Source organism: Shouchella tritolerans (assembly GCF_025770735.1).
In the GTDB taxonomy this organism is placed as follows: domain Bacteria; phylum Bacillota; class Bacilli; order Bacillales; family Bacillaceae_D; genus Shouchella; species Shouchella tritolerans.
Genome location: NZ_JAODPB010000004.1, coordinates 363,360 through 383,490 on the forward strand (window position 1 = coordinate 363,360; position 20,131 = coordinate 383,490).

Sequence of the window (20,131 nt, forward strand, 5' to 3'; positions counted from 1 at the left end):
TCCATAAAATCCCCATTAGCATGCCCAAACCTAAAAGATACATTACCGCGGCTGGCCCCTTTCTATACAAGCCATTGACTACGGGGCTGAGCATTCGTTCAACTGTTACAAAAAAAATTGCTTATCAGTAGTACAACTCACCTTATGACATAAGTCTACATGAAAAGGAAACAATGCGTCAATCCTTTTGTTTGCTTTCTTTATTTCTACCTTGAACAAATGATTAATTAGTAAGAAAATGAAACTGTGTTATACAATATCACGATCGTGAACTAATACAGATACAAGAAGTGCGCTTATTCAAAGCGCACATCTAAATCTGACGCTTCGTAAAATGCTTGTTTTGCGTCGTTGTATGTATTTGTATGTTCATTAAATAAGTCCGTCGCCTCTTGAAACTCCTCATACTTAGCATTTGCCTCCTCTACTTGGGTTGTTAACGTCTCGACATCAAGGTCTTCTGTTTTCAACAAATTGTAAAGTTGTTCGTCTTGATCAAGCGTTTCAGCATACACTTCATACAGTTTTTGATAACTTTCATAACGGGCTTCCATTGCTTCTTTGAGTGTTTGTGCCAAATCTGCAAGCGGTTCCTCTTCTAATGCTGTGAATGCCTCATTAGCAGCTAAAAATTCCTCGTACCCTTCTTCAATGCTTTGTTTCTCGTTTGCAGACAGTTCCCGTCTTTTTTCGATGGACTCAATCGCCTCATCAGCGAGAGAAACGATTTCTTCGAACTGTTCCATATCCAGTTCCATTATTTGATTATATAAATCAGCCTCATGTTCCTCGGCCTGAACGAGCGGTTCTTGCTGCACCTCAAACCCTTCTTTTTCAATTTGCGCAGCATTTTCTAAATGGTCATAAATGGTTTCCGTTGCGTTTTCGCCACAGGCAGTCAGTAATAAAATCGATCCTACGCCGATTGTCGCAAGTTTTGTCTTCGACACATTTTCTCCTCCTTCGACGGTTTAAGCTTTTTTTCGCCCCAAATACCACATTATCGAACATGGTCAAATTTGGCAAGATGCTTCAACTATTTTCTGCAAAACTAGGCGAATATCCAATCGTTTATTAGGAGGAGGCATATGATGTGTATTGAATCGCCTAACACATTGCGATGACGAAAAAGGAGGAATTTTATATGGGTTACGGATATGGTGGTTACGGCTACGGTCCTGGTTGTGAATCTTATGGGTATGGCGGTTATGGGTATGGCGGCGGCTACGGTGGCGGCAAAGGCTTTGCCTTAATTGTCGTACTGTTCATTCTCTTGATCATTGTCGGCGCATCTTGGTTTGGTTACGGCGGCGAAGAAGTCGGCCCTGGACCTGGACCTTGCAAATAAGAAGCCGCATGTGCGCGAGCAGCCTAACGTCTGCTCGCTTTTTCTACTTGCGCCTGCCACTGAATATCCTTAAACTATATAGAGAAAATAAGGAGTGGTACATATGATTACAATGGACGACATTGTCCGCGAAGGCAATCCGATTTTACGTAAAGTCGCTAAGCCGGTCGAATTGCCATTAACAGATGAAGACAAGCAAACACTGGTCGACATGCTCGAGTTTATTAAAAACAGCCAAGACCCTGAAATGGCCGAAAAATACGAGCTTCGTCCTGGCGTAGGCCTAGCTGCACCACAAATCGGCATTTCTAAACGGCTATTTGCCATCCACGCCACAGATGAAAACGGCAACCTCTACAGCATGGGGATCGCCAACCCGAAAGTCGTTAGCCATTCAGTTGAAACCAATGAACTTGAAAATGGCGAAGGCTGCCTTTCTGTTGACCGTGACGTTCCCGGCCCTGTGCCTCGGCGCGCCCGTTTAACGATCACTGGAGTCGACCATGAAGGCAACGACGTGCGGATGCGCTTGCGCGGATACATTGCCATTGTCTTCCAGCATGAGTTGGATCATTTAGACGGCATCATGTTTTACGACCGAATTGAGGGACTCGAAGACCCTTTCAAAAAACCATTGCCTGGATTTGCTCTTTAACAGCTGCCAACAATTCCCTCGATTCTTCAATGCCTACGTGCATACACTACAGGTACAAGGGCATTGAAAAGGAGTGGAACGGGATGTTAAGAAAATGGCGGAAAAAATTAGTCAAAGGTTGCCAAAACCTCCTGCCGAAATCATTATTGGTTGACGTTTAATGCATGTAGAACTTGGAAAAACTAAGAAAGCCAGCCTTTTAATCAGGTTGGCTTTTCGTCATTGTAGCAGGCAATAAAGGAAACCATTCAAATATAAGCGAACTTCTATTATAATGGAAGGACTACATTTAAAGGAGAGGTAAGAATGATTTTTAAAGTTTACTATCAAGAAGATGCCGCACAGATGCCTGTACGAGAACGGACGAAGTCATTGTACATAGAAGGCGAAAGTGAAGCAGATGTCCGCCTTAAGTTGGCCAATGAAAATTACAATATTGAATACGTGACAGCTGTAACTGGCGCATATTTAGAATATGAGCAGGCAAACAGCGACTTTAAGGTCGTGAACATCTAACCATGAAACAAGTAAAAAACAACCAAACGGCCGTTTTCGCTTTAGGCGGCTTAGGCGAAATTGGCAAAAACACGTACGGTGTCCAGTTCCAAGACGAAATTATTATCATTGATGCTGGAATTATGTTTCCTCAAGACGAGCTTCTTGGCATCGATTATGTCATTCCCGACTATACGTACTTAATCAAAAATCGGGATAAAATTAAAGGCTTGTTTATTACCCATGGCCATGAAGACCATATCGGCGGCATTCCTTATTTGTTGCGGGAAATCAACATTGATGTCTATGGCGGCAAGCTTGCACTCGGCCTTTTAAAAGGAAAACTCGAAGAGCACGGCTTGCTACGTAGCGCTAAGCTTCACGAGATTTCAGAAGACCAAGTCGTCAAGTTCACGAAGACATCTGTGTCGTTTTTCCGGACAACCCATAGCATTCCTGACTCCTACGGAGTTGTCGTCAAAACACCGCCAGGAAACATTGTCCATACAGGCGATTTTAAATTTGATTTCACTCCTGTCGGCGAACCGGCGAATTTAACAAAAATGGCGAAAATCGGTGATGAAGGCGTACTTTGCTTGCTGTCTGACAGCACCAATAGCGAAATTCCGACTTTTACAATGTCCGAACGAAAAGTAGGAGAAAGCATCAACAACGTTTTCCAAAAAGTCGATGGGCGCATTATTTTTGCTACGTTTGCTTCGAATATCCACCGCTTGCAACAAGTGATTCAGGCAGCAGTTGACTATGACCGCAAAGTATGTGTATTTGGCCGCAGTATGGAATCGGCGATTACAATTGGCCAAGAGCTTGGCTACATCAATGCGCCCAAACATACGTTCATCGAGCACTCGCAGTTAAACAAACTCCCTGATAACAAAGTAACGATTCTTTGTACAGGAAGCCAAGGTGAACCGATGGCAGCCCTATCACGGATTGCTTTTGGGACGCATCGCCAAATTCAAATTATCCCAGGCGATACCGTTGTGTTTTCTTCTTCGCCAATCCCAGGAAACACGCTTAGCGTTGGAAAGATTATTAACCAACTATACCGGGTTGGCGCAAATGTCATCCATGGGCCACTTAGTGATATCCATACATCTGGGCACGGTGGGCAGGAAGAACAAAAACTAATGTTGCGGCTTATGAAACCGCAATACTTTTTACCCATCCACGGTGAATACCGAATGCTGCGTACTCATAATCGCCTCGCTCAAGACTGTGGCGTCAAAGAAGAAAACTGCTTTATTATGGATAACGGCGATGTCCTTGCGCTCCATCCTAATGAAGCAGGTGTCGTCGGCAAAATTCCGTCTGGCTCTGTCTATGTAGATGGGAATGGCATCGGCGATATCGGCAATATCGTGCTCCGAGACCGCCGGATTCTTTCAGAGGAAGGCTTAGTCATTGTTGTCGTCAGCTTAGATATGAAGGAATTTAAAGTCACAGCTGGCCCAGATATCATTTCGCGTGGTTTTGTGTACATGAGGGAATCAGGCGATTTGATTCATGAAGCGCAAAAAATGCTCGCTAAACATTTAAACGGCGTCATGGAAAAGAAGACATCACAGTGGTCTGAAATTAAAAACGAAATGACCGAACTTCTCGGACCATTTTTGTACGAGCGTACGAAACGAAAACCGATGATTTTGCCGATCATCATGGAAGTATAACAATAAGCCTGCCGACAGTTAAAAACACTGTCGGCAGGCTTATTTTTCAAGTCATTTAGCAACAATAAAATCTTTTTCAAACGCATAAATGGCTTTTTTCGGCCCGAGCAAAACAAGTACGTCCTCTACTTGGATGACTTCATTAGCCTGAGGAGCAGCCATTAGCTTCCCTTGCCTACGGATGGCGATAATTGTACAGCCGTAAAGCGCTCGTATGTTAAGGTCTTGTATCGTTCGCCCTATAAGTGACGGGGTTGCCACTGCTTCAATAATCGTATCCTGAGACGATAGCTCAATGTAATCGACAATGTTGTCGGATAAAAGGTGATGGGCGAGCCGCGCTCCCATTTCCCGTTCTGGATGAAGGACGCGGTGGGCACCGATTTTTTTCAACACTTTTTCGTGATGATCGGTTTCTGCTTTTACACAAATGTGTTTAACGCCCATTTCACTTAACAATAATGTCGCCAAAATGCTTGCTTCAATGTCATTGCCGATTGCGACAACAACATGTTCATACAATGGAATGTCTAGCTCCCTCAACACTTGCTCGTCCGTAGCATTGGCGATCACCACTTGTGTGGCAATGTCACGAAATTCGTCGGCTTTGGTGCGGTCACTGTCAATGGCCAGCACATCAACACCTTGTCCCACTAACTCCTTTGTGACACTTCCGCCAAACCGCCCTAAGCCGATAATCGCAAACTGTTTTTTCATAACGGCCCTCCACTGCTCAATCCTAACTTGACTGTACCAAACAATCGGTCAATAAGCAAAGACGCACCTGCTTAAAAAGAGGCGCGTCTTCGCTTATTTTTCTTCTTTAACACCGAGTACTCGGTTGACACGTTTGGTCAGCATTTTCATGCCGCCGCCCCCTGCTTGGAAGTGGCGCAGTTGCCCATCTTTATCGAACACGTAGTAAGCTGGCACATATTCATTTTCAAAAGCGTCTGTCAGCTTATGTTCATTATCGACAAAGATTGGTTGCGTGATCCCATGCTCTTCGGCAACTTGTTTGATGTCATCGATGTTTAAGTCTTTTTCAGACCGCGGCATATGGACCGCGATGACATTTAGCTGGTCTTTGTATTGGTCACGAAATTCGTTGACGTTTGGCATCGCCTCTTTGCACAATCCACAGCTAATAGACCAAAAGTGGATGAGCGTTGGCTTATCGCCAATTAGGTCCGCTTTCGCTACTTCTCCATTCAGCCATTCTGTCGCACCTGTCAATTCTGGCATTTCCGACCGCAGTTTCAAAGCCATCTCGTTTCCCTCCTGTATAAAAAAGCGCACACGCTCAAAAATAGCGGCAAACCGCCTCATTCTTTTTCGAAAAACAAAGGCCTAACAACGCGCTAGGCCCTTGCCACTATTCCATTAAAGCGTAGCTTGTCCAGGCTTCCAGTTAGCTGGGCAAAGTCCGCCAGTTTGTAACGCTTGTAGCACGCGCAACGTTTCATCAACGTCACGGCCAATGTTGTTGTGGTTCACTACAGAATACATTAGTTCACCTTCTGGGCTAATGATGAACAACCCGCGTAGCGCCACACCTTCATCTTCAATCAACACACCATATTCTCTTGAAACAGCATGGTTTGTGTCAGCAGCAAGTGGATAAGCCAAGTCACCTAGTCCATTGTCATCACGTGACGTATTAATCCATGCTTTGTGCGTGTGGATCGTGTCTGTAGAAACACCGATCACTTCCGCATCCAAGTCTTCAAATTCATCGTAGCGGTCACTCAAAGCTGTAATTTCAGTTGGACAAACGAACGTGAAATCCATTGGATAAAAGAACAACACCGTCCATTTGTCATTTTTCATATTTTCTTCAAGGCTTACTTTACCAAATTCTTTGTTTGGCAACACCGCATCCATTTCAAAACGAGGTGCTTGTTTGCCAACCATACGTTTTTCAGTCATAAGTCTAATTCCTCCTTTGCAAATCCAATACAATCATTATTATACCGGGCTTGCTTTTTGGAGTCAATGTTAATTGAGAATGAATTTAATCTAGAGACGTAAATCTTCACATTCCTGCCTTACTTATGTAGCGTTCGCTTTTGAAAGATTTAGCGATTTATGCTATTCTCAACAAAGCAATGATATTGAGGAAGGAGTGGTCATGAGTGAACGTTAACGAATGGCTTTCCCATCCGCTTGCGCAAATCGTTTGGAAAATCGTGCTTGTGGTCGTTATTTTTTTCATTGTCCGCGCCTTAGGTCGCAAACTGATCGCCCGGGCCTTTAACCGTCCTCAGACAATCCGCGCATCACAAGCTCGACTGAATACGTTAAAAAGCCTGACTCAGAATGTATTTTCTTATGTGTTATTGTTTATTGTAGCAATGACGATCTTAGAAATACTCGGTTTCAATTTAGGGCCGATTTTAGCTGGTGCAGGTGTTGTAGGGCTTGCTGTTGGTTTCGGCGCACAAGGACTTGTAAGTGATGTGGTGACTGGCTTTTTCCTATTGTTAGAACGTCAGCTTGAAGTCGGCGATTATGTGAGTGCCGGCGGCGTTGATGGAATCGTCGAGGAACTCGGTTTCCGCACAACGTTGATTCGCGGCTTTGATGGTACACTCCATTATGTGCCAAACCGCAACATTGCCAATGTAGACAACCATTCCCGTGGCAATATGCGTGCACTCGTTGACATTTCCATCCCAGCTGGGCAAAAAACAGACGAATCGCTAGCAATGGTAAAAGAGGCACTAGAAGGCTTTAGCCATCCGGCTATTGTATCTGGACCTGAAGTGTTAGGCGTCGAAAGCGACGATTTAGCGACAACGACAATCCGTGTTATTGCCAAAACGGAAAATATGGAGCAATGGGCAGTGGAACGTGAAATCCGCAAAGTGATCCGGCAACGGCATGATGCCCTTTCACAATCAGAAAACGACTAAAAAAATACCAGCTTTTTGCTGGTATTTTTTAGTGTTGAGTCACAATTTCGTCGACACGTTGGCCGATTTCTTCTGCACTTAAGCCTTCAGCATGGATAATGCTCATTTGCCCAGGAACACTGATGCCGGCAACATCCGCATTTCTTCCAGAAACAATGCAGCATTCGCAGCCTTGTCCATCTTGTTCATTTTCAATTTGTACGACTTCATAGCCTTTGGACTGAAGCTCTTGCTGTACATCTGACAAATTCGATTGTACCCCTATTTTAGCCATATGGCACCCCCTCGTTCATTTCCACATTAGTATGCGCTGCAAACGAACGTTTTATACCATGCTTTCGCGGGGCTTTTTTGCGCTTAAAAAGGCGACCATATGATCGACGGCAATAGCAATCGCTTCTTCTCTCGGTTGCAAGCGGCTATCGTGCAAGCCGTATGGGCTATCAACGCCAAGCCAAAACATGACGCCAGGGTATCGTTTTAAAAAGTAGCCAAAATCCTCCCCTGTCATTGCTTCTTCTGCCTCTACAAATGTAATACCGTTTCGTGTTTTCGAAAAAGCGGCAAACGCTTCTGCCAATCCGGGATCATTGTAGACTTCACAGTAATTGGCGCCATAATCAATCGCAACCTTGCACTCAAAACTTGCCTCTATGCCAGCAGCAATCGCTTCAAGTCTGCTTTTGACCGCTTTCATTGATTCCATTGACAGCGTGCGGATCGTTCCTTCTAGCCGTGCCGTCTCAGCAATGACATTCTGTTTCGTTCCGCCTGCTATTACACCAAGTGTGACCACTGCTGAATCGAGAGGATCAATGTTGCGTGCGACCACCGTTTGCGCTTGTGTAACAAAGTGGGCACAAGCCACCACCATATCATTCGCTGTGTGAGGATAAGCCGCATGCCCGCCTTTGCCCTGAAAATCAATAAATAGCTCAGATGTATTTGCAAACAACAGCCCTGGTTTCGTGGCAATTGCTCCGACAGGAAGGTTCGGGTCAATATGGAGTGCATAAATTTCATCAGGCTGCCAAGCACCTAGTACATCCGCCTCTATAATCGGTTTTGCTCCTCCTGGCCCTTCTTCTGCGGGTTGAAAAATAAACAGCAAATGGCATTCTGGTTCGTGGCTGGCAAAATAGTCTAGCAAGCCAAGGGCAATCGTCATATGGAAGTCATGCCCACAGGCATGCATCGCCCCTTCATGCTTAGAGGCAAACGAATAGCCCGTTTCTTCTGTAATAGGGAGCCCGTCCATATCAGCTCTGTATGCAATCGTATAGTCTTGTTTGCCTTCGACGCGGACGAACACGGCTGTTTTCCACGTTTTGATTTGCAGTCGCGTTTGCTCCATGTTCGAAATGGTGTCTAAAAGCAGTTGCTGTGTTTTAAATTCTTTAAATCCAAGTTCAGGAATTTGATGAAAAGAACGGCGTATGTTTATGAGGTCATTCATCTTCATGTTGCCACCACTCCGTCAATTTGCACCAATGCGTGGCGGAAGTGGCCAGCAAACGTGTCGACTTCTGCTTTTGTAAGCGTAAGCGGCGGAAGCAAACGAACGATCGTTTGTTGGGTGACATCAATGAGCACGCCTTTTTCCATCATCATTTGTTGAAGTTTTTTCGTGTTATTCGCCGTTAGTTTCGTCGGCAAACCAATCATCATCCCTTTGCCGCGGAACGCTTCTAAAATGCTTGGAAATTCCTGTTGCAATTTTGTTAATGTATCATGCAAGTAGGCTGCCGTTTGTTGGCTATCGGCGAGGCCACCTTGTTGCCGGAGAACACGGAGCACGGCAAGGCCAAGTGCACAGCTTAACGGCGAAGGAGCAAACGTCGTGCCATGATCACCAGGGGAAAACAACTCGCTCCAACCCTGCTTGACGATGATGCCACCAAGTGGCAGTCCTCCGCCTACTCCTTTTGCAAAAAGGACGACGTCAGGACTCAATTCGGCGTGCATGTAGGCAAACAGCTTGCCTGTGCGTCCCATGCCCGTTTGAATTTCGTCCATGCAAAACAGCACGCCCTCCTGTTTGCATAACGCCTGTGCTTCTTGTAAAAATGAATGGGATAATGGGATGACTCCCCCTGAGCCAAGCACCGGTTCCATGAGCAGCGCAGCAGGCTTGTTCTTTTCGATGACCGCTCGCAACTCTTCGACATTTTCCCTCTCCACTTCATAGACAGGCAAATCATGTTTCGGAAAGTCTTGGTACACGCCTTTTTGCCGTGTTAGTTTTAAAGCACCCAACGTTCGTCCGTGAAAACTATTTTTTAAAACGACAATGCCTCGTTTCGTTGTCTTTTGTGCCGCACTCCATTTATGGATCAACTTAACAGCTGCCTCTGTCGCTTCAGCGCCGGAATTCGCAAAAAACACTTTGCCGCCAAGCGTAGCCTCACTGAGTTGTTCGGCAAGCTCAACCGCCGGTTTGTTTACATACAAGTTGGAAATATGCAGAAATTTATGACCTTGCTCATTAAGTGTTTTCATCACTTCTGGATGAGAGTGGCCAATCACATTGACAGCAAGACCTGTAATTAAATCTAAATACGATTTGCCGTTCTCATCGATCAAATAATTGCCTTCTCCCCGGTCTATAACAAGGGGCAACCGCCCATATGTCCCCATAATCGCCGCTTTATCCCGCGCAATCCAGTCCACTACCAATCCACTCCTTTTTTATGAAAACAGCTTTGCCCTTTAGGCAAAGCTGCACACGATACGTTATAGGTCTTCATTTAAACGGCGAAGCTCCAGCTTTATTTCCGTTTTGCCTTTTGTTTTCTCATCAATTTCTTTAATCACGCGTGCTGGCGTTCCAGCAACCACTGTATTGGCAGGAACATCTTCTGTTACAATCGCACCAGCCGCTACCACCGCGCCAGCACCTACACGGACGCCTTCTAAAATCACGGCATTTGCGCCGATGACAACGCCGTCTTCAATAATGACAGGAGAAGCAGATGGTGGTTCGATGACACCAGCCAACACAGCACCGGCGCCAACGTGACAATTTTTCCCGACAGTCGCCCGGCCGCCAAGGACAGCATTCATGTCAATCATTGTGCCTTCGCCAATGACAGCGCCGATATTAATGCTGGCACCCATCATAATAACAGCACCTTTTCCAATTTCCACTTGGTCGCGGATAATGGCGCCTGGTTCAATTCGTGCTTCTACCTCTTTTAAATCAAGCAGAGGAATGGCCGAATAGCGACGGTCATTTTCAACAACAGTATCTTCAATCAACGCAGCATTTTCGTTAAGGACAGCTTCAATCTTGCTCCATTCGCCAAACACTACGCCCGTGTTGCCATTCATAAATGACTGCACGCCTTCGCCAAAGGAAAGGTTGTCAAGTTGACCCTTTATGTAAACTTTTACAGGAGTTTTCTTTTCAGATTTAGAAATAAACTCAATAATTTCGTTTGCATCCATCATTTTCATGTATGTAGCCTCCTTTGTTCTGTTCATTATGATAAAGTGTCACGCTTAAAATTGCAATGGACTAGCTTAAAATCGCTAGAAAGAACGTCAACGAAAACAAGCTGACAAGTGTGGTGACGAGCGTGATCGAGGAGACAAGCTTTGGTTCTGAATCGAATTGGACCGCATACATCACAATTGTCGCTGCGCTTGGCATTGCCGCTGATATAATCAACACTTTGCTGAGAATTTCGCTAATAGGTAAAAAGGAAACGATCACAAATGCTACGATAGGGGAAATCGCCATCCGTATGACCGTCGCAACGGTCAGCTTTTCCCACGCAAACCCACGTAATGGGATCATCGCTAATTGCATCCCTAAAATTAACATTACCGTCGGAATGGCCGCCTCCGCGACGATATCAATTGGTTGAAAGAGGTTTGGTGGAAGTGCGACCCCACCCACATTTAGTCCGAGCGCTAGGACAGTTGCATACGTTGCTGGCATTTTCAAAACCGCTAATACGGCCCCTTTCATAGCGGCTTTGCCTCTGGCTGCGTAATAAACGCCGAAAATATTCATGATAATCGATTGCAACACCATAAACGAAACAGCGAGATCAAAAGCACTCTCGCCATAAGCAAATAAAATAATCGGCGTCCCGTAATTCCCCACATTCATAAAGGAAGTTGCTAAGATCATTCCACTTTCTTCGCTGAGACTTAGTTTGCGCAGTTTTGCATACCCTTTTGTAATGATAATTAACGACACAAGCAGAAGAAGGGCAAACAAGGCCATATAGGCATATTGAGCGTCAAGATTCCCCGTATAAAAAGTACGAAAAACAAGGCACGGCGTCATAATATAAATCGCTACAGATGACACCGAACGTATGTCGAGCATAAACGCCCGCTGCAACAAAAAACCAGCTGCAAAAATAGAACACACGGGCAATACGACTTGCAAAAAAATCCCCATTCAGACACCGTCCTTAAAAACAAAAAACGAACGAAACCGTCCGTTTCAGACTGTAGGCAAACATTCGCTTACATTGCCGTTTGCCTCGCTCCTATGCTTTAGAACAGTTGTTCCATACGCAAGAAAACCATTGCCCATGAATACACGTTTCTTCGCATCTCCCCTCGCCATAAGCGTTCAGTCTGAGTGTGTTGCCAACGTTGTCGGCAACACATGAACGAAAACGTCCCATTAAGACACAATTTCCTCGATAAACACCGTGTTCTCTTGTGCCAAATCAATCGTTTGCACAGTAATTTGCTGTCCACCATTATTCGTATGCAAAATATGAATAACAGGGCGTTGCGGCAAACCGCTATTTTGGCTTACAACAATGCCGTGCAAGCCGTTGGACAGCACGACTTGGCTTCCCGTCGGATAAAGTGCCACACTCCGCAAAAAATCATTCATAAACACGTGGCTAAAACGTTTATTCGTAAAAGCCAACATAAATTCGCATGCTTCTCCAGGCTCCATCAATGCTTCTCCGTCACGACGGTGCGTCAAATGGTCAAACGCGTTGGCAATCGCCACAATTTGTGCAAATTCATGGACAGCCGAAGCAGCCACTTTGCGGGGATGGCCAGTTTGCGAAAAGTCTTCATGATGGCATAAGGCAACATGGGCGACAACTTTGCCGAACTCAGCTACCGTTTTCAAAAAGTTGTATCCTCTCCACGTATGGTCTGACCCATGCAAAACGCCAGGCTCATCATAGGATGCAGGAAGCACCTTTCCGATATCATGAAGCAGTGCAGAAATCGCCAGTTGCTCGAGCTTTTTGTCCGAGTACCCGTGCCGGGCACCGATCGTAGTCGAAATAAGACCAACCATTAGCGAGTGCGCATAGAGGGAATCGCTTCCGTTTCGAATAAACTGAAGAAATTCTTGTGTTTTGGCGGTTTCCACTACTTTTTCCATTACCGCTAAAACACGCTCTTTCCACTCCTCTTCCCCATTGCTAATAAAACGAAGGGAATCTTCAAAAATAGAATCGATTTGCGTTTTAGGAGACGCTGCCTCCTCAGGCTCGCTTTCCTCTGGAAGATCAAGGGGCACTAAATGGACACCAAATTTTCGCAATCTTGCAATATGGTTAGCTGTTAAAGAAGCCCCCTTACTTAGCAGAACCTGGCCGTCCATGGAAAATATCTCTTTCCCAAGGGATGCGCCAGGCAAAACATCTTCAATGTTGACATACTTCATACAAAGATACACCTGGCATCGCAGCCAGGCCCCTCCTCTTTTTCAGATTACGTCACGAATGATTGCCTTTTCATTATAACGAACTCTCGTCACGAAAGAAAGGAAAAAACGCTAAAACGCCCCTTGGCAAAGGAATCTAAGCTAAAAAACCTTGCTGTCAGGCAAGGTTTCAGACTGTAGACGAACGCTCGCACCCTTCATTGCTTCCCTCGGCTCCAAGCGTTTTCTATCCGTTCGGCTAAGATGATTCTCCAGCTTTTTGAAACTGTTCATCATCTTGGTGGTCCAATACAACGATTGGCTTTAAGACGGATATTCCTTCGTCCTCTAAAATATCGAGAATATCGTAGTTGACTTCCTGTTTAATCTCATGCCATTCAGACCAAACGACCGTTTTCGTAAAGTAATACACAAAAATGTTATAGCTAGATTCACCAAATTCATCAAAGTAAACCATTACTGTATCTTGGACAACGCCAGGATGGTTAAGGATCCGTTCGCGAATCTTCTCAACTGCTCTTTGCAACTCGAATCTTGTTGCTTCTTGACCGACGCCTATCGAATAGTTTACACGCCGCATATTCATTTCCGACCAGTTGGTAATTGCTTCGTTAGACAACGTTTTGTTCGGGACAATCACAACTGCATCCGCAAACGTGCGGATTTTCGTGCTGCGAAACGTGATGTCTTCTACGACGCCTTCAACAGACGGCGTAGAAATCCAATCCCCTTTCTTAAAGGGCTTTTCCATAATAATAACAACACCGCCGAACAAATTGGCAACCGTTTCTTGGGCAGCTAACGCAAACGCTAATCCACCAAGACCAAGGCCCGCGATAAATCCGTTTACGTTCACGCCCATCGCTGACAAGCAAGCAACGATTGTCAAGGCAATCACTACGAAACGAAGAATGTTTGAAATAAAGGGAATGAGCATATGGTCGTCTCTTAAATGCAATTTTTGTTTTGCAAACGCCATAAATGTCCCATGGGTGGAAACATAATTATAGAGCCCCCAACCGCCAAGCACAATCAACACACTGCCATAAATTCGGTTCAATAAAAGCTGTTCTTTCATATCAATGCCCCACGATTTTAAAGCAATGTAAGTACCGATCACGATAAAAAAAACACGCAACGGCCGCTCAAATGAAAGGAGCAGCTGCGTTAAAAGAGGCACATTCGTTTTTTTAGCAAACGCTAAAATGACTTTAAACAAATACTTTGTGAATAGTTTGCGAAACACGAGAAAAATAAGAAATATCCCGATTGCTGTGAGCAGGTTCATCCACGGAAACTCAATCAAATAGTCTGTTATGTTCTTCCAGATGGTGTTCATGGCAAAAACCTCTCTTAACAAAATGTACGGCTTCATTTTAACATGATCTAGTGGACGAGGCTATTGCAAGAGTTGCCGTAGCAGCTTCCCAATGTGCGAGCTAGTCACTAGCCCATCGCTGTCCAAAGGGAAAAACTCCTTTGAAAATTCTTCGTGTCGAGGCACTGCCTGTCGTTTGTTTGCCGCATTTCGGCTTGCCAACTTGAGAGTCAAATAAATAGAAACAATTGCCGCCGCCACCCAATGCCGTTTCACAGACATGCCCCCTTTCCTATCTAGATGGAATTAGCTTGCGCGTAAAAACAACCAATTATGACGGGAGATTGGCGACTTACAGGGGCACTGCCCCTTATGAATGGCTAAAAATTTGTCTATACTATTGTTATCAAGCGCATGACTAGCCTGGAGCTTGTACACAAATTGTTGTTCCTTCTCATATGTGAACAATTTATAAACAACGGCTAATTTCATTAAGTGCTCACAATTTCTTGTTATACTAGCATCGCACTTAAAGATGAATGGAGGATGCTCTCACATGTTTTTTAAACGGTTAAGTCTTGCCATTTTCCTGTTTCTCCCATTGTTCGTTTTCCCACTCACAGCCGGTGCACATTCCCATTTTCAATCAGCAACGCCTGGAGAAAACGAAGAAGTCAATGAACCTGTTACGGAAGTCCAAGTGACTTTTGATGGTGGGATTGGCACAGCCGATATGACGATCACAAATGCCGACACAGACGAAGAGGCAGCAATCGAGTCCATTGATGTAGAAAACACGTCGATGACAGCGATTTTGCAGGAGCCTCTAAGCAATGGGTCATACGTGGTTGAATGGCAAAACATTGGCGATGACGGCCATTCTTTGGATGGATCCTTTTCGTTTCAAGTAAATGCGGAGGAAGAAACGACTCCTGAGGATGAAAGTACCGCAGAAGAAAATGCCGCAAACGGAGTAAAACAAGATCGAGACCACGAAGCAAGTGGACCAGAAGAAGAAGAAACGAACACAGCGGGCACGTCTGTTCTTTGGCTTTCTATCATCATTGCTGGCCTTTTTATTGTAGCGCTCGTCATTTTTACAGTCTTACGCAAACGCAAATCATAAAAAATCACTCAGAACGCTTGCCAAACACGACGTGGGCAAGCGTTTGTCTACAGTCCGAGCCCTTGTCAAAAGGGCTTTTGTTTTAACCAGACTGCCCCCAAATTTTTCTCCGTGATTCCAGTGCTTTTCGTTTTTAGATTGGACGGTTTAAGCTATAATGGAAAGGAGCACCTTTGTCCGTCGGTCATTCTTTTACAAAAGGATGTTCTCAGATCTAGGAACACTTTCCATTTGTTTTGTATGCGTAGGAGGTTTCTAATAGTTGAACCGTTCACTCTTGAAGAAAATCTTTTTGATTGTCGTCATTGCAGCCGTTGGATTGTTTGTCTACTTTAACCTTTCAGCGTTTATGCCGATTTTGTTGGCGTTGCTGACAGCGATGGTGTTTGAGCCATTTGTGAAGTTTTTTCAGAAAAAAATGAAACAAGAAAAACGGCTCTTGCCGGTGACGATTGTGTTTTTGAGCTTTTTGTTTGTCAGTGGTGTTCTTTTATACTTAACGGTTCGCTATTTAATTGAATCTATTTATGGTTGGACATTACAGCTGCCCCAATATGCATTTGAAATCCAACAATTCGCTGACAAGCTTATTAGTGACTTCACGGATACGTTGGATCGTATTCCTCAGGGAGCGGCCATTGTCGCTGAATTGCAACGCCTTTCTGAGACAGCTGTTGATGCCGTGCTAGGCTTCACAGCAACGGTCATTACAACGATTGCAGCGTGGCTCCAATCGATCCCTAACATGCTGTTTGTTACTCTGGTATACATTATCACCCTTTTCTTATTTAGCCTTGATTTGCCGCGTCTGCTCAGCAACACGTTTAATTTATTTAAAGATGAGACTTCGCAAAAACTGCAATTCGTTTTTCGACGTATGGGCAAAGTGTTTTTAGGCTATTGGAAAGCGCAATTTATTTTAAGCATCGGCGTCTTTCTAGCCTGTTATATCAGCTTATTATTTATTGCTCCCAGCTCTGCCTTGATTATGTCGATTTTGATTTGGGTAGTCGACATTATTCCATTGTATGTCGGGCCTGCGCTTATTTTAGTGCCATGGGGCTTGGTCGCGATCATACTTGGGGATACGGCGATGGGCATTCAATTGATGGCGCTTGCTCTTGTGCTGTTAATTTTACGCCGGATTATTGAACCTAAAGTGCTAGGTGACTCGATTGGTTTAAATGCATTGCCAACAGTACTGTCAATGTACTTTGGTTTTGTATTCTTCGGTGTAATGGGATTGATTTTAGGGCCTTTTGTTTACATTGCCGTCCGTTCGGCAATAGAAGCAGGTTTGTTCCGCTTAAATGCCCAAGAAGAAACATCGGCAAAATGAGAGAACGTACAAAAAAAGAGGCTCCAGCCCAATTGCTAGCTGGAGTCCCTTTTTGTTTTATAGAGAAGAAAGAGCATGTTCAATGTCGTCTTCCCCGCTAACCAAATCGAACGACTTGCCGATCGTATTATCCATATCTAACACGGCAAGGATGACATTCGCAACGTCTTCACGGGGAATGTTGCCACGCTGTAAATCTGCCGCGACTTTGATTTTCTGATTTCCCTTATCATTGGTTAAACCGCCTGGGCGTATAATCGTATAATCAAGCCCACTGGCTCTTAGCCATTCATCCGCATAATACTTAGCAGCGCTATAATAAGGGGCAGAGGACATCCATTTCTCACGGCGGTGAACACCAATCGCGCTGACAATCACAAAACGGCTTACGCCTGCTTGCTTTGCAGCTTCCATTGATTTAATTGCGCCATCCAAATCAATCATCATCGTTTTATCTGCACCTGTGTGCCCGCCAGAACCCGCCGTAAAAACAATTGCGTCACAGCCGTTTGCCGCTTCGGCCAATTCGCTAATTGGTCCTTCAAGGTTCGCCAGCACAGCGTCTACTCCTGCCTGTTGAAACGATTCCAACTGTTCTTTTGAACGTACCATCGCCCGTGCTTCATGAGGCGATTGCTGTTCAATCTTTTCGACAAGCTGTTTGCCAATTTGTCCATTTGCACCGATTATAAGTACTTTCATTTGCCAGTACCCCCTTTCGTTTTTCTGTTTATCTATACCCTTTCCGAACAGCTTACAAAACGAATACGAACATCCCTTTCAACTTTCCGCGGCCTGAGCAAGCCCTAACACCACAAGCCATACGCGTTGGGGACCTAAATAACTGTTTAGGGGTTTGTACCATTCATTCAGCGAGTGATAACCGCCCCCTTCTCCGCCACCTCCTAGGGTAAGGGCAGGAATGCCTTTGCTAATGGGATAATTGGCATCTGTGCTACTTGGCGGCGCTAACTCTGGAGTCAGACCGAGGGCTTCTGTGGCCAAAACAGCCATTTCAACCATTTCGGAGTTAGCTGATTGGACACCAACGGGACGATCGCCGACTTTTTTCGTAGATAAACGAATTTTTTGATCGCCTTCTCCTTCTTGCGAACACGCCGTTTCGCATAACAGCAGCGCTTTTTCTGCAATCCTATCCAATTCAGCTCGGCCATTGGAACGGAGATCCAATTTAATCGTACACGTTTCAGCAATAGCTGTTGGAATCGTCCCCCCTTCTACCACACCAACATTAAACGTTGTTTTTGGCGTTTCCGGCACATCCAACGAAGCAATCGCTGCAATCGCCCGGCCAGCTGCGTGAACGGCGCTCGGCGTGCCAAAATGCTGGAAGCTATGGCCCCCTGTCCCAGAAAACGTTAATTCATAGCGGTAACTACCAGTGCCTTGGTAAATAATTTCTTCAGGGGAAACCGAATCAATCGAAATAAAACTGGCTATATTAGCATTCCCATCAATAAATGCTTTTACACCACGCAAATCGCCAGGCCCTTCTTCGCCAACTGTAGCTAGAAAGACAATCGGCGCCTCCGTGTGAATGCCTGTATGTTGGAAAGCACGAATAACGGACAGCAATGCCGCCAAGCCTCGGGCATCGTCGGTTATGCCTGGCCCGTAATAAACACCGTCCCTTTCCTTTACGGTGACATCCGTCTCTTCTGAAAAGACAGAGTCTAAATGGGCAGACACCACTATCGCCGGCACGTCTTTTTTTCCAGGCCTAAGCCCGTAAACATTGCCTTCTTCATCTTGCTTTACCTTTGTTAAACCAAGCTTCTTAAACTGTTCTTGCACATACTTGGCCCGCTTTTCCTCTTGAAACGGCGGAGCGGGAATTTCAGCAATCGTGATTTGTTCATGCAACGTTTGCCTGTCATCGTTTTTTAAAAAAGCCAACCCTTCTTGAACAAGTGGTTCAGCCGTCATCTTTGAAAACTGCTTATGTAATTCCTTCTGCAAAACGCTCCTCCTCCTATTCGCCAAAAGGCACGATTCCAACCGCAGCAGGTCGCTCCACTAGCCTCGTCCTTTAGCCAAAAATAGCTTCTATCTATTCTAGTTAACCGTACTGAAACGACCCCTTGCAAGCATTTTGCTTGAATTGAGGGTAACATCTCTTTACGATAAGCCTGAACAAACTAAAAAATGGGAGGGGTTCTTTTGCCAAACTTAATGGACAGCTTTCAACTGAAGGAGCTTACGTTGAAAAACCGTGTCGTCATGTCGCCTATGTGCCAATATTCGGCTACAGGCAAAGATGGAATGCCGACTGACTGGCATTTGCACCATTACACGAGCAGAGCAATTGGCGGCGTTGGCCTCATTATTGTGGAAATGACCAATGTCGAGCCGAATGGGCGGATTAGCGATTACTGCCTTGGCCTTTGGTCAGACGCCCATCGCGATGCGTTTAAGCCGATTGTCGATGCAGCCCACCAATATGGTGCCAAAATCGCTATTCAAATCGCCCATGCTGGCAGAAAAGCGGAAGACGCGCCTGAACTCGTTGCGCCATCTGCTCAGGCATTTGACGAAACATACAAAACCCCTCGAGCGCTGTCAGAGAACGAGATCGCTGAGATGGTACAAACGTTTAAGGAAGCGGCCCGCCGAGCAGTAGAAGCGGGATTTGACGCGATTGAACTCCATGGCGCCCATGGCTATTTGATCCATCAATTCCTTTCACCCTATACGAATACGCGAACAGACCGTTACGGCGAAGACCGCACGCTCTTCGCTAAAGAAGTCATTCGCGCGGTCAAAAGCGTCATCCCCGACAGTATGCCTTTATTGATGCGTATTTCAGCAACTGAATATGTCGACGGCGGCTACGATATAGAAGAAGCCATCCGCTTCTCACAGATTTTAAAAGACGAAGGAGTCGACGTGTTCGACGTCAGCTCTGGCGGCGAAGGACCAATCGGCTCTAGAGGGCTGCCTGGAAGCCACGCAGGTTACCAAACGCCGCTGGCAAAACAAATCAAACAGGCACTATCTGTCCCTGTGATCGCCGTCGGCCGCCTTGAAAACCCTGTTTTAGCCAATGCCATAATCGGCAATGAAGAAGCCGATCTCGTCGCCGTTGGCCGCGGCCTGTTGGCCAACCCATATTGGGCACTTGGCGCCGCGTCTGAATTAAAGCTTCCTATTGATGCTCCTACTCAGTATAAGGCTGGGTTTTAGACAAAGAGAAGCATGCGTTCACGCCCCTGAAAGTCGTTTCGGGGGCATTTTTATAGTTAAATGTAGTTTGGCCTATGCCAATCGTTTCTTTTGATATCCTCTAAACTCGTAAACCGATCAACAGACAGAGCTATAGATCCATTTAAGAAACCAGAAGAAGAAGCTTGATAGATTCACATCAAAATTACATCTACGGTAAAACTAAAGCTGAAGGATACTAAAAAAGCATGCTATGACATAAAAAACCCCTGCCAGGTAGTGACCCCCAATAGTTAGAGTTTTACTTATGCAGTTAGTTGGCTGGATTGAGTTCGGTATTGTACTGGACTTAATCCAGCCAGTTTTTGTTTCAATCGCTTCGTATTGTACCAATCGATATAG

The 20,131-nt window shown here is 45.3% G+C and carries 23 protein-coding genes; 8 read left to right on the plus strand and 15 right to left on the minus strand.

Annotation, left to right across the window (positions count from 1 at the left end; translation table 11 throughout):
* Positions 1–296: 296 nt before the first annotated feature.
* Positions 297–950, minus strand: a complete 654-nt coding sequence (locus tag N6H06_RS15950) for a YkyA family protein (protein WP_062749188.1) — start codon at positions 948–950, stop codon at positions 297–299.
* Positions 951–1,144: 194 nt separating this feature from the next.
* Here N6H06_RS15950 and N6H06_RS15955 point away from each other — a divergent pair, with 194 nt between their 5' ends.
* The 4 genes from N6H06_RS15955 to rnjA all read left to right on the plus strand — a co-directional run bounded on the left by N6H06_RS15955 (position 1,145) and on the right by rnjA (position 4,189).
* Entirely contained in the window at positions 1,145–1,348 is a 204-nt protein-coding gene (locus tag N6H06_RS15955; protein ID WP_082808401.1) for a YjcZ family sporulation protein, read from the plus strand.
* A gap of 103 nt (positions 1,349–1,451) precedes the next feature.
* Entirely contained in the window at positions 1,452–2,003 is a 552-nt protein-coding gene (gene def, locus N6H06_RS15960) for a peptide deformylase (protein WP_062749190.1), read from the plus strand.
* A gap of 306 nt (positions 2,004–2,309) precedes the next feature.
* Positions 2,310–2,519: a DNA-dependent RNA polymerase subunit epsilon gene (locus N6H06_RS15965; protein ID WP_062749192.1), complete on the plus strand. Its 210-nt coding sequence runs from the start codon at positions 2,310–2,312 to the stop codon at positions 2,517–2,519.
* A gap of 2 nt (positions 2,520–2,521) precedes the next feature.
* Positions 2,522–4,189 (plus strand): ribonuclease J1, encoded by a 1,668-nt coding sequence (gene rnjA / locus N6H06_RS15970; protein WP_062749194.1) that lies wholly within the window; start codon positions 2,522–2,524, stop codon positions 4,187–4,189.
* A 51-nt stretch (positions 4,190–4,240) separates the two neighbouring features.
* Here rnjA and N6H06_RS15975 read toward each other — a convergent pair whose 3' ends face one another.
* The 3 genes from N6H06_RS15975 to N6H06_RS15985 form a co-directional block, all read right to left on the minus strand.
* The gene (locus N6H06_RS15975; protein ID WP_062749195.1) at positions 4,241–4,906 is read right to left on the minus strand and encodes a potassium channel family protein; all 666 of its coding nucleotides are present in this window, start codon (positions 4,904–4,906) and stop codon (positions 4,241–4,243) included.
* A 93-nt stretch (positions 4,907–4,999) separates the two neighbouring features.
* Positions 5,000–5,458 (minus strand): redoxin domain-containing protein, encoded by a 459-nt coding sequence (locus N6H06_RS15980; RefSeq protein ID WP_274520462.1) that lies wholly within the window; start codon positions 5,456–5,458, stop codon positions 5,000–5,002.
* A gap of 114 nt (positions 5,459–5,572) precedes the next feature.
* The gene (locus N6H06_RS15985) at positions 5,573–6,118 is read right to left on the minus strand and encodes a peroxiredoxin (protein ID WP_062749196.1); all 546 of its coding nucleotides are present in this window, start codon (positions 6,116–6,118) and stop codon (positions 5,573–5,575) included.
* 206 nt (positions 6,119–6,324) lie between these two features.
* On the opposite strand from N6H06_RS15985, the gene N6H06_RS15990 reads away from it, so the two are divergent.
* Positions 6,325–7,104 carry a mechanosensitive ion channel family protein gene (locus N6H06_RS15990; RefSeq protein WP_062749197.1) on the plus strand — a complete coding sequence of 260 codons (780 nt, stop codon included), beginning with the start codon at positions 6,325–6,327 and terminating at the stop codon, positions 7,102–7,104.
* A gap of 28 nt (positions 7,105–7,132) precedes the next feature.
* Here N6H06_RS15990 and N6H06_RS15995 read toward each other — a convergent pair whose 3' ends face one another.
* The 8 genes from N6H06_RS15995 to N6H06_RS16030 form a co-directional block, all read right to left on the minus strand.
* Positions 7,133–7,378, minus strand: a complete 246-nt coding sequence (locus N6H06_RS15995; protein WP_062749198.1) for a YkuS family protein — start codon at positions 7,376–7,378, stop codon at positions 7,133–7,135.
* 51 nt (positions 7,379–7,429) lie between these two features.
* On the minus strand, positions 7,430–8,566 hold the full coding sequence (locus N6H06_RS16000; protein WP_263707508.1) for an N-acetyldiaminopimelate deacetylase: 1,137 nt from the start codon (positions 8,564–8,566) through the stop codon (positions 7,430–7,432).
* Positions 8,563–9,774, minus strand: coding sequence for an aspartate aminotransferase family protein (locus N6H06_RS16005; protein WP_263707509.1), 1,212 nt, complete (start codon positions 9,772–9,774; stop codon positions 8,563–8,565). The genes N6H06_RS16000 and N6H06_RS16005 overlap by 4 nt, the downstream gene beginning before the upstream one ends.
* A gap of 63 nt (positions 9,775–9,837) precedes the next feature.
* Entirely contained in the window at positions 9,838–10,560 is a 723-nt protein-coding gene (gene dapD / locus N6H06_RS16010; protein WP_062749204.1) for a 2,3,4,5-tetrahydropyridine-2,6-dicarboxylate N-acetyltransferase, read from the minus strand.
* Positions 10,561–10,621: 61 nt separating this feature from the next.
* On the minus strand, positions 10,622–11,518 hold the full coding sequence (locus N6H06_RS16015; protein WP_212953930.1) for an AEC family transporter: 897 nt from the start codon (positions 11,516–11,518) through the stop codon (positions 10,622–10,624).
* A gap of 231 nt (positions 11,519–11,749) precedes the next feature.
* Entirely contained in the window at positions 11,750–12,763 is a 1,014-nt protein-coding gene (locus tag N6H06_RS16020; protein ID WP_062749208.1) for an HD-GYP domain-containing protein, read from the minus strand.
* A gap of 238 nt (positions 12,764–13,001) precedes the next feature.
* On the minus strand, positions 13,002–14,102 hold the full coding sequence (locus N6H06_RS16025) for a mechanosensitive ion channel family protein (RefSeq protein ID WP_062749210.1): 1,101 nt from the start codon (positions 14,100–14,102) through the stop codon (positions 13,002–13,004).
* A gap of 60 nt (positions 14,103–14,162) precedes the next feature.
* Entirely contained in the window at positions 14,163–14,357 is a 195-nt protein-coding gene (locus tag N6H06_RS16030) for a hypothetical protein (RefSeq protein WP_263707510.1), read from the minus strand.
* A gap of 280 nt (positions 14,358–14,637) precedes the next feature.
* Between N6H06_RS16030 and N6H06_RS16035 the strand changes: the two genes are divergently transcribed.
* Both N6H06_RS16035 and ytvI read left to right on the plus strand, forming a co-directional pair.
* Positions 14,638–15,207 (plus strand): copper resistance CopC family protein, encoded by a 570-nt coding sequence (locus tag N6H06_RS16035; RefSeq protein ID WP_263707511.1) that lies wholly within the window; start codon positions 14,638–14,640, stop codon positions 15,205–15,207.
* A 262-nt stretch (positions 15,208–15,469) separates the two neighbouring features.
* Entirely contained in the window at positions 15,470–16,546 is a 1,077-nt protein-coding gene (ytvI, locus tag N6H06_RS16040; RefSeq protein ID WP_263707512.1) for a sporulation integral membrane protein YtvI, read from the plus strand.
* 57 nt (positions 16,547–16,603) lie between these two features.
* Here ytvI and N6H06_RS16045 read toward each other — a convergent pair whose 3' ends face one another.
* A complete protein-coding gene (locus N6H06_RS16045) occupies positions 16,604–17,248 on the minus strand; it encodes an SDR family oxidoreductase (protein ID WP_212953934.1) in 645 nt (214 codons plus the stop codon).
* A 78-nt stretch (positions 17,249–17,326) separates the two neighbouring features.
* Positions 17,327–18,526 carry a M20/M25/M40 family metallo-hydrolase gene (locus tag N6H06_RS16050; RefSeq protein WP_263707513.1) on the minus strand — a complete coding sequence of 400 codons (1,200 nt, stop codon included), beginning with the start codon at positions 18,524–18,526 and terminating at the stop codon, positions 17,327–17,329.
* A gap of 213 nt (positions 18,527–18,739) precedes the next feature.
* Here N6H06_RS16050 and N6H06_RS16055 point away from each other — a divergent pair, with 213 nt between their 5' ends.
* Positions 18,740–19,750 carry an NADH:flavin oxidoreductase/NADH oxidase gene (locus N6H06_RS16055; protein WP_404830356.1) on the plus strand — a complete coding sequence of 337 codons (1,011 nt, stop codon included), beginning with the start codon at positions 18,740–18,742 and terminating at the stop codon, positions 19,748–19,750.
* A gap of 284 nt (positions 19,751–20,034) precedes the next feature.
* Here the strand turns inward: N6H06_RS16055 and N6H06_RS16060 are convergent.
* The coding region (locus N6H06_RS16060; protein WP_263706383.1) for an integrase core domain-containing protein at positions 20,035–20,131 on the minus strand (97 nt) is incomplete at its 5' end.